The organism is Lacibacter sp. H407 (genome assembly GCF_037892605.1).
Taxonomy (GTDB): Bacteria; Bacteroidota; Bacteroidia; order Chitinophagales; family Chitinophagaceae; genus Lacibacter.
This window is the reverse complement of the sequence record NZ_JBBKTU010000001.1, coordinates 3819216-3836081: the sequence shown is the minus strand read 5'-3', so window position 1 is coordinate 3836081 and position 16866 is coordinate 3819216. Positions and strand designations below refer to the sequence as shown.

Genomic DNA, 16866 nt, shown 5'->3' with positions numbered 1-16866 from the left:
ATTTATTTAAATAATTAAATAGTTTATATATTTGCGTTTCGAACTACGAAATATGAAAAAAATACTCCTTCCAATTCTTATCGCTCTTTTTCCATTTGTGGCTATTGGACAAAATAAAGGCATTGTTGCAGGTACAGTTATTGACAAATCAACACAGCTTCCGTTAGATGCTGTTTCTGTAAAAGTTGAAAACACAGAATGGGGAGCTGTTACCGACTCCCTTGGTCGTTTCCGTATTAGCAATATCGATCCTAAATCGTATAATATTGTTTTCACAAAGGTTGGATACAAGCCTTACAGCATTTATAACATTGTTCTCACCTCTGGTAATGAAACAAGTGTTACCGTTGAACTGGAAGAAGAAATTAAATCGATTGGCGAGATAACGGTTACAGGCAGACGTACAGCAAAAGTTGCAACGCTTGAAACGCCCTTGAGTGTGCAACGATTAACTACTGAAGAGATCAAAGCAAATCCCGGCGGTAATTTCGATATCAGTCGAGTGATCAATACGCTGCCCGGTGTTGGCGGAACAGCTGGAAGCGTTGGTGGTTTCCGTAACGATATTATTATTCGTGGTGGCGGCCCCGGTGAGAATGTTTTTTATTTAGATGGAATTGAAATTCCTGTGATCAACCATTTTGCTACACAAGGCGCAGGTGGCGGACCAACAGGTATTTTGAATGTGAGTTTTATTGAAGATGTAAAACTCAGTTCTTCAGCGTTTGATGCCCGTTTTGACAATGCACTTAGCAGTGTATTTGAATTCAAGCAAAAAAGAGGAAACACAAATCGTGTACAAGGTAATGTCCGTTTAAGTGCAACGGAACTTGCTGCCACATTAGAAGGGCCCTTAAGTAAGAACAAGAAAACGACTTTTCTTGCAAGTGCACGCCGTAGTTATCTGCAGTTTTTATTTCAGGCATTGGACCTTCCTATTCGCCCCAACTACTGGGATTTTCAATACAAGGTGACGCATCAATTTGATAAGAAAACAACATTGACCGTTTTGGGTGTTGGTGCCATTGATGAATTCAGTTTTGCCGCACCATCAGAAGCAACACCGGAAAAATTATACATCCTTAACAGTAATCCGAATATCAATCAATGGAATTATACTGTAGGTGCTGCATTGAAACGGAATATCAAAAATGGTTTCTGGAATTTGGCCATCAGCCGTAACGCATTCAACAATAACATTACAAGATTTGAAGATAACCTCAATCCCACTCCTGCACAACAATCATTAGATGTTACATCAAACGAAACAGAAAATAAATTACGGTTTGATGTTAATCAATCCCTGAATGGGTGGAAGTTGAGTTATGGAGCTGTTTTACAAAATCCGCAATTCAGTAACGAAGGGTTTGCACGCATCCGTGCAGAGGTAAGAGATACCTTAGGCAATCTTGTTCAACCTGAAGTGAAAGCCAATTTCAACACATCAAAAAGTTTTCTAAAGCTGGGTGGATTTGTACAGGCAGGTAAACGTTTCTTTGATGATCGCTTAGGCGTAAACGTTGGCGTGCGCATGGATGGAAATACATTTACCGATGAAGGAATGAATTTATTTCAAACATTCAGCCCACGTGTAGGATTGAGTTATGTATTAAGCGATCAGTGGACGGTGAATGCAAGTGTGGGCCGTTACTATCGTTTGGCTCCTTATACTATTCTCGGTTTTCAGAATAACAACAGCGACTATGTAAACCGTGATGCAAATTATCTGCGCAGCGATCATTATGTGGTGGGATTTGAATATTTACCGAAGAACACAACACGTTTTACAATTGAAGGTTTCTACAAACAGTATGGTAATATGCCGGTGAGTGTGCGTGATGGAATTAACCTTGCAAACAAGGGCGGCGATTTTAATATTCTCGGCAATGAAGATATTGTGAGCACAGGTAAAGGACGAACTTATGGCGTTGAGTTTTTTGCACAACAGAAATTAACGAAGCGTTTTTATGGAGTGTTCAGTTACACCTTGTTCATCAGTCAATTCAGTGGCGTAGATGGAAAATATGTTTCGAGTGCATGGGATAACCGTCACCTGCTGAGTGTAACATGGGGTTATAAATTTCCACGAAACTGGGAACTCGGTTTGAAATTCCGTTACCAGGGCGGTGCTCCGTTTACTCCGTTTGATGAAACTGCAAGTCGCCAGAATTATCTCAGCACAGGTGAAGGTATTCTTGATTATCCACGTTTGAATCAAAACCGTTTGACAGCTTTTAACTCAAGTGATGTGCGTATTGATAAGAAGTGGAATTTTAAACGCTTAACGTTAGATGTATTTCTTGATGTAAGTAACTGGTACGTCGCAAAAAGTCCGGCGTTTCCACAGTACACATTTCAACGTACTGCCAATAACAGCGGCTTTGCAACAACAAACGGACGACCTGTTGCAGCAGATGGCAGCAATGCAATTCCTGTTATTCTGCAGAACAACGATCCAAGTGTAACTCCAACGATTGGTTTTATAATTGAGTTCTAAATTTAAATACAAAGTAAGAGGTAAGAAGTACGAGATATCAAAGCAATTGATGTAAAGATTCAACAGAATCACGCCAATCGTACCTCGTACTTCTTACCTCGCACTTCTCTTCTCCTGCCATACCCGAACAGTTTGTATCACCACACTTGCAACAATCAAAAGAATTCCCCAATAGAATCCTTTGCCTAAATCTTTGTTTTCATTATACAATAAAAATGCAAGCAGAATTCCGTAGACAGGCTCAAGATTGTAAGTAAGATTTGCAGTAAACGGTGATATCTTTTTCAATGCATTCACTGATAATTGAAAAGCCAATACCGTGCAGAACAATGCAAGCATCAGCAACCAGAACCAATCATTCAACGAAGGGATATATTTCTCTGCAGGAGAAAATTGCAGATACAACGGCAACAATAAACTCAACATCAACCATCCCCCACCCAATTCATATAGTGTTAAGTTAGCAGCAGGAATATGTTGAATCAAGCGTTTATTAAATATGGGAAACAATGCCGATAGAAATGCTGCAGCAACGCCAAGTAAAATGCCTGTTTTATATTCTGTATCAAAATGAAAAATGAGATAAATGCCGAGCAATACCAATAGGCCCAACAATACTTCAACCAAATCCAATCTTCGTTTATGCAAAAGTGGTTCAAGAAAAGCAGTGAATGAACCGGTGGCTGCAAAGCAAACCAAAGCAATTGACACGTTCGCATACTTCACACTGCCATAAAAGAATACCCAATGCAAAGCAATGAGTGCACCGATGCCTACACATTGCAGTAAATACTTTCGTTCAATACGGATCGATTGTTTGCGGATCAAAAAGATGAGCAGTAACAATAACGATGAAAGCAACATCCTGTACCATACCAGCCAGCCCTCGTTTAAATCGATCAAACGGCCAAGCACACCTGTAAACCCAGCCAGAAAAACAGCAGCATGTAATTGTAAAAAAGCTTTGGTTGTGGGATGCATTGGAGAGATCAATGATTGCTTTGCGCAACTACATCATCAGATGAATATTTAGAAGTCGATTCGCCTTTGCTTTTTATTCTTGCGTGATAATCTTTGAATAAACTTTGCCAACGCAGTTTTAACACGCCCAATATGCCTTCTTTCACAATCCCTTTGTTCATTTTGCTTGCCCCTAATTTGCGATCAACAAATGTGATAGGCACTTCTGTAATCTTAAACTTCAATTTCCATGCAGCAAATTTCATTTCGATCTGGAAAGCATAACCCACAAAATTAATTCCGTCTAAATTCAGTGCTTCCAGTGTTTCACGTTTGTAACAAACAAAACCTGCTGTGGGGTCCATCACAGGCATCCAGGTTATCATGCGTGTATATAAAGAGGCGCCTTTTGAAAGCAGGATGCGTCGTTGCGGCCAGTTGGCAACAGCACCACCTGTTACATAGCGGCTGCCAATTGCAAGATCAGCACCACCTGTTTTGCAGGCATCAACCAAACGTGAAAGATCAGCCGGGTTATGACTAAAGTCCGCATCCATTTCGCAAATGAACTGATACCCTTTTTCAATAGCCCATTTAAAACCGTGAATGTAAGCAGTACCTAATCCAAGTTTGCCTTTGCGTTCTTCAATGAATAATTGATTGGGGAAAGAAGGTTGTAATTGCTTTACAATTTGTGCAGTACCATCAGGAGAACCATCATCGATCACCAGCACATGAAAACCTTCATGTAAAGTAAAAACGGCACGGATAATATTTTCGATATTTTCCTTTTCGTTGTAAGTGGGTATGATGACGAGTTTTTCCAATCTGAATGTTTGCGTTGCAATTTAGTTGATTTCAAAAACCTTAAACAAAACTTCTTCTGCTGCAAGAACGTTTAGTTCTTTTTTAACAGGGTACGATTTAATATTTCTGTGAGCTTTTGTTTGGTGTGCAGAGGAAAATCTCCTTTCATCATCCAATCATAATACTGAGGCTCCTGCTTTAATACCAATGTTACAGGCTTGCCTTTATGTTTTCCGAAATTAAAAACCTCTACACCATTCTCCATTACAAACCTCCGGGCAAAATCAACGATCTGATCTTCGCCTGTAAACTTTACAATGGCATCAACACTTGCACCCATTTGCGGATAACGTTTTACCTGTGCTTCTAATACTTCCCAGGTTGCTAATGCATCTACCTCTGCACTATGAGCACCATCCAATACTTTATCGCAATAAAATTTATACGCTGCACTAAGTGTACGTTGCTCCATCATATGAAACACCCGTTGCACATCAAGCAATGAGCGATCGTTCAATTCTATGTCCAAACCGGCACGCAGAAATTCTTCAACCAATAACGGAATATCAAAACGGTTGGAATTATAACCAGCCAGATCGCAATTGGCCATGAACATTTTAATTTCATTGGCAGCCTGTTTGAACGTTGGCGCATCTTTCACCATTTCATTGCTGATGCCGTGTACTTCGGTTGAGCCGGGAGGAATGGGCATTTCCGGGTTGATCAGTTTGCGCTTTACCTGGCGGCTGCCATCGGGCATAATTTTCACGATGGCGATTTCAACGATCCTGTCGCTGCTGATATTTATACCTGTGGTTTCAAGATCTATTACGGCTAGCGGACGGTTCAGTTGTAAACTCATGTTATTGTTACCGGGTTGGTTATTAGCGTCGAAACCCATCGAAATCTGTTGGCTCATGAGCAAAAATAGCTAAAACAAAGCCACCATCAGATACTGAAATACACTTAGTGAGCGTTTAATTCAGGTAATTTCGATGAAATTCTCAAAAACATGGTTATTTTTGCGGAACCAAAATCCGTTTTATTTATGAAAAAAGTACTGATTACTCTCGTTGTGGTTGCCATCGCAGCCGTTTCATTTACTTCTTGCGCCAGCAGCAAAAAAGGTGGTATGGGTTGTCCTACCAGTTCCAGCAATAAACCTTTCCGTGCGTAAGCTGTTATTACAGTAAATTAATTTTACATGAATTGGATCCCGTTACGTTCCACCGAAGAGTTGGAGCAGGTTATTCTTTTATCGCAAGAGAAACCACAGGTTATTTTCAAACACAGCACAACTTGCAGCATTAGTTCAGTTGCAAAAAACCGTTTGGAAAAGGCGACAGCTCCCGAGGAAACTCCTTTTTATTATTTGGATCTGCTCTCCTATCGATCCTTGTCGAATTCCATTGCCGACCGTTTTTCTGTTCAACACGAATCGCCACAAATATTGGTAATCAAAGAAGGAAAATGTGTTTATGATGAAAGCCACATGGGCATTGATATGGACGAAATAAAAGATCAACTTCAACTGAATTAAAAAAGCAAGGCCACCGTAAAGGTGGCCTTTTTCTTTAGGGTCATAATCAAACAAATGGTTCTGCATAGCTATTATTTTCGAGGGAACTCCAATGCAGCATGTGCTGCAGCCAAACGGGCAATCGGCACACGGAACGGAGAACAACTCACATAGTTCATTCCAATTTTATGACAGAAGATCACACTCTCCGGATCACCACCATGCTCACCACAAATACCGATCTTGAGATTGGGTTTTGTTAACCGTCCCCGTTCAACACCAATTTTGATGAGTTCACCTACTCCACTCTGATCAATCGTTTGGAATGGATCTGATGGCAGTAATTTCAGATCAAGATATTTCGGCAAGAAGCCGCCAATATCATCACGACTGAAACCAAAACTCATTTGTGTAAGATCGTTGGTACCAAAGCTGAAGAAATCGGCTTCTTCTGCCAGGCTGTTTGCTTTTAATGCAGCACGTGGAATTTCAATCATGCTTCCATACAGGTAAGGTATTTTCTTAACGCCCATTTTTTCGCAGGTTTCTTTGTACACCTGGTTTACAATAGCCCGCTGATGACGCAGCTCATGTTTACCACAAACAACCGGGATCATAATTTCAGGTAATGCCTTCTTGCCTTTTTTTGTTAACTCAACGGTTGCTTCAAAGATGGCACGTATCTGCATCTCCGTAATTTCAGGATAGCTAATACCCAAACGCACACCTCGGTGACCAAGCATCGGATTGTTTTCATGCAACGCCAATACCCTTCTTTTCAATACACTCATGCGGATACCCAACTCTTTACTTAACTCCTGTAATTTTTCTGCATCATGCGGAACAAATTCGTGCAACGGAGGATCGAGTAAACGGATAGTAACAGGATTTCCCTTCATTACTTCCAGTGTATCCTTAATATCTTTCTTTACGAATTTGAACAAGCCATTCAACGCATCTCTCCGTTCCTTTTCTGTTTTACTTACAATCATTTTACGCAGGAGAAACAATGGTTGCTCACTTCCTTCGCCATAAAACATATGCTCGGTGCGGAACAAACCAATACCTTCTGCTCCAAACTTAAATGCGGTTGATGCATCTTCAGGAGTTTCAGCATTTGCACGCACACCAATCTGTTTGGTTTTATCAACCAGCTTCATGAGTTCTTTGTAAGAAGCATTTTTTTCGATATCAATATCAACCAATGCCATGCTGCCTTCATACACCAACCCTTTGGTACCGTTCAAACTGATCCAGTCACCTTCTTTAATGATCACATCATTTTTTGCATGAAAGACTTTTGTGTTTGCATGAATTTCAATATCTCCACAACCAACAATACAGCATTTACCCCAGCCACGTGCAACAAGAGCAGCATGCGACGTCATACCACCTTTTGTTGTAAGAATCGCTTGTGCTTTATGCATGCCATCTACATCTTCAGGTGATGTTTCTTCACGAACCAGAATTACTTTCTCTCCTCTTGATGCCCATTCAACTGCATCTTCCGATGTAAATACTACACGGCCTTTTGCACCACCGGGCCCAGCAGGTAATCCTTTTGCAATAACCGGTTGAATCAATTCAACTTTCGGATCAAGCATGGGTAATAACAATTCCACCAATTGATTCGGACTTACACGAAGGATCGCTGTTCTTGCATCAATCAATTTTGATTTATACATGTCCATTGCCATGCGAACAGCTGCAACACCATTGCGTTTACCAACACGACATTGCAACATATACAGTGTACCATTTTCAATGGTAAACTCAATATCCTGCATGTCTTTGTAATGTTTTTCCAGCCTTTGCTGATAACCATATAATTCTTTGTAAAGCGAAGGCATTAACTTTTCAAGTGTAGTAAAATGTTCGCTCTGCGCATTTTTTGAATATTCATTTACAGGTGCGGGTGTGCGTATACCTGCCACCACATCTTCACCTTGCGCATTCACTAAGTATTCACCATAAAAATAATTTTCACCATTGCCGGGATTGCGTGTAAAGGCAACACCTGTTGCACTTTTATCGCCCATATTTCCAAACACCATTGCTTGTACGTTTACAGCAGTTCCCCATTCGTCAGGAATTTTTTCAATGCGGCGGTATTCAATGGCACGCTTACCCATCCAACTGCTGAACACTGCACCCACACTACCCCACAATTGTTCAGATGGATCTTCCGGAAAGGGTTTACCCAATACTTTTACCACCGTTGCTTTGAAATCTTTCACCAGTTTTTTTAATTCATCAACTGTAAGATCTGTATCGAACTTATATCCCTTTGTATGTTTTACTTTTTCCAGTTTTTCATCTAATACTTTGCGTATACCTTTTCCACCTTTGGGTTCAATACCTCCGGCTTTTTCCATCACCACATCTGCATACATCATAATCAAACGACGATATGCATCATAGGCAAAACGGGCATCGCCGCTTTGTTCAATAATTCCTTTGATGGTATTTTCATTCAAACCAACATTCAATACTGTTTCCATCATGCCCGGCATACTTCTCCTTGCACCGGAGCGTACCGAAACAAGCAGTGGATTTTTTACGTCACCGAATTTTTTGCCGGTGATTTTTTCCATTTTCAACAATGCTTCCTGCACCTGTTGGTTTAACACCTTGGGATAGGTTTTCTTATGATCATAATAATAGGTACATACTTCAGTAGAAAGTGTGAAGCCTAGAGGAACCGGTAAACGTAAGTTCGGATGGCCCGCCATTTCGGCCAGGTTTGCGCCTTTTCCACCCAATAGATTTTTCATTGATTCATTCCCGTCGGCCTTGCCGCCACCAAAGGAATAAACATACTTGATTGGTTTTTTAACTGTTGCCATTGTTAGAAGTTTTTGAATGTACTGAGAGGAAATACTGCGCTTCCCAACTCATGTTGCTTTCGCAATCGTTCCTTTTTAATAACTTTTTTTCAGAAGTAAAAGTAGAAGTGGTGCACGGGGCAAAGAATGATTGTCCGCAAGAAAAAAGCTTACCACAGTCAGTATTTAAGAACTGAAAGCTGACTATGATTACTTAAAAAACTGCTCCCAAACTTTTGAGCAGATATTGACAATGCCATTTTTATTGAGTAGCTTTCTTATCCTTCCGCACATTGTGAACCATATTTTGATCTCCCCTTTCTTATTCACATTTTAAAACAATCTTACATGAAACGATTTCTTGTTGGAATGATGTCATTCCTTTTGTTTGCAGCCTGCAACAACCCCAAACCAGACGAAGCTTCCGAAACTACTCCTGCCACTACCGAAGCCAAAGCCCAACCTGCTGAATTTGCTGATCCCAAGTACACTGAGATCGGGAAAAGCGGATTAGCCAGCATGACCTCAGGTGATATTGATGCATGGTCATCCAACTGGGCTGATAACATTGTGTGGCAATGGAACAATGGCGACTCAATTGTCGGAAAAGCTGCTGTTGTTCAATATTGGAAAGACAGAAGAGCGAACAACATTGACTCGATCAGTTTTACCAATCAAATATGGTTGCCGGTGAAAGTAAACCAAACACAGGCGACAGAAGCTGCAGGTGTATGGTTACTCAGTTGGTATAGTACGAATGCAAAATATAAAACCGGCAAACGCATGATACAGTCAATACACACTGTGCAGCATTTTGATGCCAACGATAAAATTGACCGTGTAGTGCAGTACCTCGATCGTGTGCCTATTAATGCAGCAATGGCAAAATAAGTTTTCTCATGCTTGATCGATAGAGTCCGGAGGCTTGCTTCCGGGCTTTTTATTTGTACCCTGTTAAAAAATGACAAGCGGAAACGATTCTGTTCGATAACTTGCTTTCTTTGAACCACAAAAATAATCATCAACATGCACAAGGTTTTTCTTATCGGTACTTTATTGCTGGCAACAGCCGCAAGTGCACAACAGAAAATTGATTTCGAAAGTTATAATCCTCCTTCAACATTAGTGGTTCCCCAGCATCCGGTTACCAAATCAAAATTCCCGTTTATTGATGTACACAATCATCAGTTCCGTATGCCCACAATGGATCTTAACACGCTTACCACAGAAATGGATAAATTGAATATGCGGGTAATGGTGAACCTGAGCGGTGGCAGTGGTGAGCAGATCAGCGGTGCTGCGAAGAATATTAAAGAAAACAAACCCGGTCGCTTTATTGTATTTGCCAATGTAGATTTTAAAGGTGTGGGCGAACCCGGTTGGGGCGAAAAAGCGGCGAAGCAACTGGAAGATGATGTCAAGAACGGCGCCAATGGATTAAAAATTTACAAGAGTCTTGGTTTTAGCGTAAAAGATATTAATGGCAATCGTGTTCCTGTGGATGATGCAAGACTGGATGCTGTTTGGAAAAAAGCAGGTGAATTAAAAATACCTGTCATCATCCATACAGCCGATCCAAAATCGTTTTGGGATCCGTTGGATAATACCAATGAACGTTGGCTGGAGTTAATCATTAACCCAAACCGTAAACGTGGTGCTGATAATCCGGTGCCGTTTGAAACCTTGATTAACGAACAACATAATCTGTTCAAAAAACATAAGAACACAACATTCATTGCTGCGCATTTTGGCTGGTATCCGAATGATCTCCAAAAGTTAAGCGGTATTCTCGATGCAATGCCGAATGTTGTTGTTGAGTTTGGTGCGGTGATCGCAGAGATTGGCCGACAACCAAAAATGGCGAAGGCTTTCTTCACCAAATACCAGGATCGCATTTTGTTTGGAAAAGACAGTTGGGTACCTTCTGAATATGCCACCTATTTCCGTGTGCTGGAAACGGAAGATGAATATTTTCCTTATCACAAAAAATACCATGCCTTCTGGCCAATGTATGGTATGGGTTTACCGGATGCTATTTTAAAGAAAGTGTATTATAAAAATGCGCTGCGCATTATTCCAAATATTGATAAGAGTGGATGGCCGGAGTAATATACCAAACAATCCTCCGGGGGTTGCCAAAACACCAGAGGATTTAATTTCATTGTCAGAAATAAGAAGCAATCATCAATAAACAAAAGCCACCAATACAATTGGTGGCTTTGGCTCTCCTCGAGCCCAGATTATTCGAATGGAGAAAGCCCGGTTACCCGATAATAACCGATGGCGTCCATGATTGATCTGTAGATTTCATGAATACCTCCTTTTCTTTGGTGAGAAATGAATTTAGGAAATTGTATTGATGAAATAGCAATTGTTTAATCATGCTCTTGACTAAATCCACTCTGATTTAAACCTGCACGTATAATCTTGCATGCCAAAACTCTTTTTGAAAAAGGAAAAAGGCGGGCATCGTTTCAAGAGATACTTATTTTTACACTATGCAACAAGCCGGATTTATTAAAAACGAACAATTGGAATGGCAGCCTGCCGGCGATGGTATCCGTCGCAAGATCATGGCGTACGATCCATCATTGATGCTTGTGAAAGTAGATTTTGAACAAGGCGCTGTGGGGGCTGTACATAAACATGTGCATGTACAACTAACCCATATTGAGAGTGGCGTGTTTGAAGTAGAGATTGCAGGTGAAAGAAAAGTACTGACGGCGGGTGATGGTTTTCATATTCCGTCGAATGTTGAACACGGTGTTGTGTGCCTGGAGAAAGGCATACTCATCGATGTGTTTAGTCCTATGCGGGAAGATTTTATTCAATAATCACAACTCTTGATAATTACAAAAATGGAAGGAACCATTCGAGCACATATTAAACCAGGTATGCAAGTACTCATTGTATTAAAAAAAGATCAACGTACCGGCATATTAACAGAAGGCATTGTAAAAGATCTGCTCACCAGTGCGCCTACCCATCACCGTGGTATTAAAGTACGTTTGCAGGATGGGCAGATCGGGCGGGTGCAGGAAATTGTTGAGGATGAAGATGAGTGATTTGTTTGTGGTACTTGAAAAAGGGTTTCAAAAATATTGCCACAATGATTCCGGATGGAAAGTGATTTACTCAGTCCTCATGTTATACAAATCTATCAACTTAAACGAATCCATATTTTTGTGGTAACATTCGTCTGTAATCTATTATGTTATTTCGAACAGGATTAATTTTTAAACTGTCATCATTTGTAGTACGTTCCATTTGTCTATTTGGTGCTACAGGACTTGTCTGAATTATACTTGTTGAACTTTTCCTATCTAATAGATACGGATGTTCAACACGAAGAGTTTTTTTAAATTGATTTTATGTTTCATGCAGCATTTTTGTTTGTTGCGTGTCCTTTAGTTAATACCGTTCATAATTTATTTTGTTTTTTTTAACGAAAACCAAATAAATTGCCCACCAACCTTATGATACTCTTATTCGATTGCTTGTTCTCAGCTTCTCTTGAATTCACCACCATTTTTTAACAAACTAAACGAAATCTGCATGAGAAAACTGCTTACTGTGGTTCTGCTGTTATTGTGTTCATTACACATAATGGCACAGGAAAAGTCTGTTTCCGGAAAAATTACAGACGAAAAAGATGGGACACCACTCTCTGGTGTTTCGATTATTGTAAAAGGAACAAGTGTTGGTACAACAACATCTTCAGATGGTACTTTCAAGTTAAACGTACCTGCTTCAGCAAAAGCCTTAGTGATTACATTTCTCGATTTTGAAGAGGTTGAGGTTGCTATTGGTAACAGAACAACCTTTAATGTTGCTATGACCTCCACTGCAAAATCATTGGAAGAAGTAGTGGTAGTTGCTTACGGCACTCAAAAAAGAGAGTCGATCACAGGTTCTGTGTCTAAAATTGGCGCAGAACAATTGGAGAACAGGCTTACCACCAATCTATCGCAGGCACTTGCAGGTGCTGCACCAGGTATTGCTGCCACTTCGGGCAACGGTCAACCTGGTAGTTCTGCAGCGTTGCGTATCAGAGGTTTTGGTTCAGTAAATGCAAGCTCCGCTCCTTTGTATGTAGTTGACGGTTTCCCTTATGGTGGCGCTATCGGCGATCTTAACACCAACGATATCGAAAGTATTTCGTTGTTGAAAGATGCATCTTCCACAGCGCTGTATGGTGCACGTGCTGCCAATGGTGTGGTAATGATTACTACCAAAAGAGGTAAAGCAGGTACTCCTAAAGTGAATGTATTTGTGAACACTGGTTTTTCAGAAAGAGGTATTGCTGAATACGACCGTGTAGGTGCGTATGAGTACTACCCGCTGATGTGGCAGGCCATGAAACATGGTTTAATGTTTCCTACAACAGGTACAGGCCAAACAGAAGCTGTTGCCGCACAAAATGCTACCAATGGTATCGCCGCACAATTGATCTACAACCCATTTGGCGTACCAAATAATCAGATAGTAGATGTAAATGGTTTAATGAATCCCAATGCAGATCTTCAATACAACGACTTTGATTGGTATGGACCGATCGAACGGAACGGTATGCGCAATGAAGTTGGTTTCAATTTGTCGTCAAAAATCAATAAATCTGATTACTATTTTTCGTTGAACTATCTCGATGACAAAGGCTTTGTAACCAAATCGGATTACCAGCGTGTAAACGCACGTATTGCGGTTAACTCACAAGTAAAAGAGTGGTTGAAAACCGGTATTAACCTAACCGCTGCCATGGTAACTTCTAATCAGGCTGCCGGCGATGGTTCTAACACCTTCATTAATCCGTTTGTGTTTGCAAGAGGAATGGGACCTATATATCCTGTACGTGCATGGGATGCAACAGGTGACCCTATTCGTGATCCATTCGGCAATCAATATTATGATTATGGTATTCACCCGGGTTCTATCAACAGGCCTGCCGGTGCTTCACCCGGTCGTCATATTATTTATGAAACGATGTTGAATGAAAGTATTGATAAACGAAACAGCATTATTGCACGTACTTTCATCGAAACGAAGTTTTTAAAATATTTCACGCTCACTGGCAATGCAGGTATTGATTTAAACAATACCAGCACTCAAACTTTCCAGAACCGTATTGTGGGTGATGGTGTTACTGCAGGTGGTACAGCAGGCCGCACTGCGAATGAGTTCCGCACTGTTTCATTCAACCAGGTTTTGAACTATAACCAGGAGTTTGGCTTGCATGAGGTGTCGGCTTTAGTAGGTCATGAGTCGCAACAAAATAACGACCAGTTCTTTAGTGGTTCCAGAAGAGGCATGAACCTCGATGGTAATATCCAATTAGCAAATTTTGTGGTATTGAACGCTGTAAATGGTTCTTTGAACCGTTTAAGAAGAGAGGGTTATTTATCAAGTGTTAAATACAACTTCGATAAAAAATACTATTTCGATGTATCGTACCGCAGAGATGCATCTTCCCGTTTCTCAGAACAAAGCCGTTGGGGTAACTTCTACTCTGCAGGTTTCTCTTGGTCGGTAATGCGTGAAGCGTTTATGGCCAATGTAAGCTGGGTAAACGACTTGAAATTCAGAGCATCTTACGGAACAGTAGGTAACGATGAATTGGGTTCTTACTTTGAATACCAGGCATTATATGGTTTAGGCTTCAATAACTCAACCAATCCGGGCGCATTATTATCAACTGTACCAACTCCTGAATTAACATGGGAGGTTAACAAGACACTCAACATAGGTGTTGAATTTGGTATGTTGAATAACCGCATTTCGGGTTCAATCGAATATTTCGATCGTGGATCATCCGATCTGTTATTTGAAGTACCTCAAGGTTTATCTGCACCTGTTACAGTGAAGAACGAAAACATCGGAACCATGTGGAACCGTGGTATTGAAGCGCAATTGAATTTTGATGTAGTGAAAACTAAGGTTGTTAAATGGGATGTGCAATTGAATGTAACTGCTTTGAAAAACAGAATCACCAAGTTGCCCGAAACAACTCCTACCATTGTAAGTGGTACCAAACGTTTGGAGGCAGGTCAGGATATTTTCGCTTTCTATTTAAGAAGATGGGCTGGTGTTGATCCAGTAGATGGAGCAGGTCTGTTTCATGCATTGCCCGGCCTTACAACCGGCTACCGTGTAAATGCTAAAGGCGATACAGTTACAACCAATCCAAACAATGCAGCGTTTCATTATGCTGGTACTGCTATTCCAAAGTTCTTTGGATCGGTACTCAGTACTGTAACTGTGAAAGATTTCTCACTGTCGTTCTTAGTGAACTATCAAGTTGGTGGTAAGTTTTATGATGGTAACTATGCAGGATTGCTGGGTATCAGCTACGGTCGTGCTTTGCATACTGATGCTTTGCGTGCATGGAAAAAACCAGGTGATGTTACAGATATCCCACGCTTAGACATCAACAATACCGGACAATTCAACTCTCAGTCTGATCGGTTTTTGATAGATGCATCGTACTTAAATTTCAGAAACATTACCCTTACATACAAACTGCCGAAATCATTTGTAGGTAAAATCGGATTCGATCAGGCAAGAGTGTATGCTGGTGGTGAAAATCTACTGATTTTATCAAAACGTAAAGGAATGAACCCTGCTGAAAGTTTTAATGGAACAAATAGCCCGGTTTATGTACCCAACAGGTTATGGAACCTGGGTATCAATGTTACATTCTAATTTCTGTCATTCTTTAATTAAATAAATTATGAAAAAAATATTAATAGCAATTACAACTTTGATGGTCCTGATTATCTCAGGTTGTAAAAAAGATTATTTTGATGTGGGTCCTACAGGTAGTGCAGATGCAGGTGCCATCTTTACAACCACAGGAAATGCTGCGAATGTAATGAACGGTATCTACCGTTATTTATACAGTAGATACGATCAGCAAAACCAACCCGGTCAGGGCGGTATTATGTTGATGTTCGATTTTATGGGTGAAGATGTACATCAGGCTGTAGCAACCTGGTACTCACCAGGTAACGGTACCGGCGGTTGGGTAAACCATCGTAATGACAGTTATGGATATACGGCTTATCCTTTCCGTATGTATTACCGTTGTATCGGCAATGCCAATTCATTGCTGGACAATATCGATGCCGCAACCGGAACTGAAGCTGATAAAAACAAGCTAAAGGCTGAGGCATTAACCATGCGTGCATGGTCGTACTTTTACCTTGTTCAGATCTATGGAAAGCGCTATGCTGCGGGGGCTCCCAATACGCAATTAGGAGTATCAATGCCACTTACTGCTACTGATCTTAAACTTCCACGTTCAACAGTAGAAGAAAATTATACACAGATCATTAAGGACCTGAACGATGCCATCACAGCGTTTGGCAGCGCATCTACAGCTCCTTCCGGTCCGCAGCAAAAATCGATTTTGAGCCGTAAAGCAGCGTTGGCCATTCGTGCAAGAGTTGCCTTGGCGATGCAGGATTATGTAAACGCAGCTGCTTTTGCAAAGCAAGTTGTAGACTTGGGCGGTCATTCGCTGATGACGAATGCAGCTTATCAAGCAGGTTTCAATGATCTCTCAAACCCTGAGTGGTTATGGGGTGCCTATATTCAAGATGATCAGGGCGATACATTTGGATCATTTATGGGGCAAATTTCATACAATGGAAATACGACTTATGTTCGTGGTGTTCCCAAGCGAATTAATTCTGCTTTGTACACGCAACTTTCAAATACTGATGTGCGGAAAAAAATGTGGGAGCCAGCGCCAACTGCGGCCAATTTCCCGCTGCCGACTACAGCATTTACCCGAGTGCCTTATATGAGCCGTAAGTTTTCAATCAGAACACTCCCAACCATTGGAGATGTACCTTATATCCGTTTAGCGGAAATGTATCTGATAATGGCAGAAGCGTATGCAAGAACGCCCGGTAAGGAAGCGGATGCGCAACAGGCATTGTTTACGCTCATGAAAAACAGAGATCCAAACTATGTTTTAAGTACCAACACAGGACAGGCATTGATTGATGAAATCATGCTTCACCGTCGTGTTGAACTTTGGGCAGAAGGTCACAGATGGTTTGACTTAAAACGTTTGAACCTGCCACTTGACAGAACAGTTGTTCCAAACTATGTATCTGCATCTGCAGGTGGTTTAATGCAAGTGCCTGCCGGTAGTAACCTGTGGCAATTTGTAATTCCAATTACGGAGCTTCAGGCAAATCCAAATTCGGTGCAAAATGACTAAGAGGATTTGGTAAACAGAAAATAGAAAAGGCCAT

13 protein-coding genes are annotated in these 16866 nt (G+C 40.9%); 9 read left to right on the top strand and 4 right to left on the bottom strand.

Going from position 1 to position 16866, the window contains the following annotated elements:
* Positions 1-52 precede the first annotated feature (52 nt).
* Entirely contained in the window at positions 53-2497 is a 2445-nt protein-coding gene (locus WG989_RS16485) for a TonB-dependent receptor (protein ID WP_340431078.1), read from the top strand.
* 93 nt (positions 2498-2590) lie between these two features.
* Here WG989_RS16485 and WG989_RS16480 read toward each other — a convergent pair whose 3' ends face one another.
* The 3 genes from WG989_RS16480 to WG989_RS16470 form a co-directional block, all read right to left on the bottom strand.
* The gene (locus tag WG989_RS16480; RefSeq protein WP_340431076.1) at positions 2591-3478 is read right to left on the bottom strand and encodes a DMT family transporter; all 888 of its coding nucleotides are present in this window, start codon (positions 3476-3478) and stop codon (positions 2591-2593) included.
* An 8-nt stretch (positions 3479-3486) separates the two neighbouring features.
* Complete coding sequence (locus WG989_RS16475) at positions 3487-4284, bottom strand: polyprenol monophosphomannose synthase (protein WP_340431074.1); 798 nt, start codon at positions 4282-4284, stop codon at positions 3487-3489.
* A gap of 71 nt (positions 4285-4355) precedes the next feature.
* Positions 4356-5183 carry an exonuclease domain-containing protein gene (locus WG989_RS16470; RefSeq protein WP_324232120.1) on the bottom strand — a complete coding sequence of 276 codons (828 nt, stop codon included), beginning with the start codon at positions 5181-5183 and terminating at the stop codon, positions 4356-4358.
* Positions 5184-5312: 129 nt separating this feature from the next.
* Here WG989_RS16470 and WG989_RS16465 point away from each other — a divergent pair, with 129 nt between their 5' ends.
* Positions 5313-5441 carry a hypothetical protein gene (locus WG989_RS16465; protein ID WP_340431072.1) on the top strand — a complete coding sequence of 43 codons (129 nt, stop codon included), beginning with the start codon at positions 5313-5315 and terminating at the stop codon, positions 5439-5441.
* A 27-nt stretch (positions 5442-5468) separates the two neighbouring features.
* The gene (gene ytxJ / locus WG989_RS16460) at positions 5469-5804 is read left to right on the top strand and encodes a bacillithiol system redox-active protein YtxJ (RefSeq protein ID WP_340431071.1); all 336 of its coding nucleotides are present in this window, start codon (positions 5469-5471) and stop codon (positions 5802-5804) included.
* Positions 5805-5875: 71 nt separating this feature from the next.
* Here ytxJ and ppdK read toward each other — a convergent pair whose 3' ends face one another.
* Complete coding sequence (gene ppdK / locus WG989_RS16455; protein WP_340431070.1) at positions 5876-8629, bottom strand: pyruvate, phosphate dikinase; 2754 nt, start codon at positions 8627-8629, stop codon at positions 5876-5878.
* Positions 8630-8956: 327 nt separating this feature from the next.
* Here ppdK and WG989_RS16450 point away from each other — a divergent pair, with 327 nt between their 5' ends.
* The 6 genes from WG989_RS16450 (at position 8957) to WG989_RS16425 (ending at position 16832) form a co-directional block, all read left to right on the top strand.
* Complete coding sequence (locus WG989_RS16450) at positions 8957-9499, top strand: nuclear transport factor 2 family protein (protein WP_340431069.1); 543 nt, start codon at positions 8957-8959, stop codon at positions 9497-9499.
* A 135-nt stretch (positions 9500-9634) separates the two neighbouring features.
* Complete coding sequence (locus WG989_RS16445) at positions 9635-10717, top strand: amidohydrolase family protein (protein WP_340431068.1); 1083 nt, start codon at positions 9635-9637, stop codon at positions 10715-10717.
* Positions 10718-11106: 389 nt separating this feature from the next.
* Complete coding sequence (locus WG989_RS16440) at positions 11107-11442, top strand: cupin domain-containing protein (RefSeq protein ID WP_340431066.1); 336 nt, start codon at positions 11107-11109, stop codon at positions 11440-11442.
* Between the two features lie 24 nt (positions 11443-11466).
* Complete coding sequence (locus WG989_RS16435; protein ID WP_340431703.1) at positions 11467-11673, top strand: YwbE family protein; 207 nt, start codon at positions 11467-11469, stop codon at positions 11671-11673.
* A gap of 490 nt (positions 11674-12163) precedes the next feature.
* Positions 12164-15304 (top strand): SusC/RagA family TonB-linked outer membrane protein, encoded by a 3141-nt coding sequence (locus tag WG989_RS16430; protein ID WP_340431064.1) that lies wholly within the window; start codon positions 12164-12166, stop codon positions 15302-15304.
* 28 nt (positions 15305-15332) lie between these two features.
* Complete coding sequence (locus WG989_RS16425; protein WP_340431063.1) at positions 15333-16832, top strand: RagB/SusD family nutrient uptake outer membrane protein; 1500 nt, start codon at positions 15333-15335, stop codon at positions 16830-16832.
* The last annotated feature ends 34 nt before the right edge of the window (positions 16833-16866 follow it).

Bases quoted from the DNA above. Each gene is read 5' to 3' on its own strand.
- WG989_RS16485 (WP_340431078.1), top strand. From the start codon at position 53: ATGAAAAAAATACTCCTTCCAATTCTTATCGCTCTTTTTCCATTTGTG.
- WG989_RS16480 (WP_340431076.1), bottom strand. From the start codon at position 3,478: ATGCATCCCACAACCAAAGCTTTTTTACAATTACATGCTGCTGTTTTT.
- WG989_RS16470 (WP_324232120.1), bottom strand. From the start codon at position 5,183: ATGAGCCAACAGATTTCGATGGGTTTCGACGCTAATAACCAACCCGGT.
- WG989_RS16465 (WP_340431072.1), top strand. From the start codon at position 5,313: ATGAAAAAAGTACTGATTACTCTCGTTGTGGTTGCCATCGCAGCCGTT.
- ytxJ (WP_340431071.1), top strand. From the start codon at position 5,469: ATGAATTGGATCCCGTTACGTTCCACCGAAGAGTTGGAGCAGGTTATT.
- ppdK (WP_340431070.1), bottom strand. From the start codon at position 8,629: ATGGCAACAGTTAAAAAACCAATCAAGTATGTTTATTCCTTTGGTGGC.
- WG989_RS16450 (WP_340431069.1), top strand. From the start codon at position 8,957: ATGAAACGATTTCTTGTTGGAATGATGTCATTCCTTTTGTTTGCAGCC.
- WG989_RS16445 (WP_340431068.1), top strand. From the start codon at position 9,635: ATGCACAAGGTTTTTCTTATCGGTACTTTATTGCTGGCAACAGCCGCA.
- WG989_RS16440 (WP_340431066.1), top strand. From the start codon at position 11,107: ATGCAACAAGCCGGATTTATTAAAAACGAACAATTGGAATGGCAGCCT.
- WG989_RS16435 (WP_340431703.1), top strand. From the start codon at position 11,467: ATGGAAGGAACCATTCGAGCACATATTAAACCAGGTATGCAAGTACTC.
- WG989_RS16430 (WP_340431064.1), top strand. From the start codon at position 12,164: ATGAGAAAACTGCTTACTGTGGTTCTGCTGTTATTGTGTTCATTACAC.
- WG989_RS16425 (WP_340431063.1), top strand. From the start codon at position 15,333: ATGAAAAAAATATTAATAGCAATTACAACTTTGATGGTCCTGATTATC.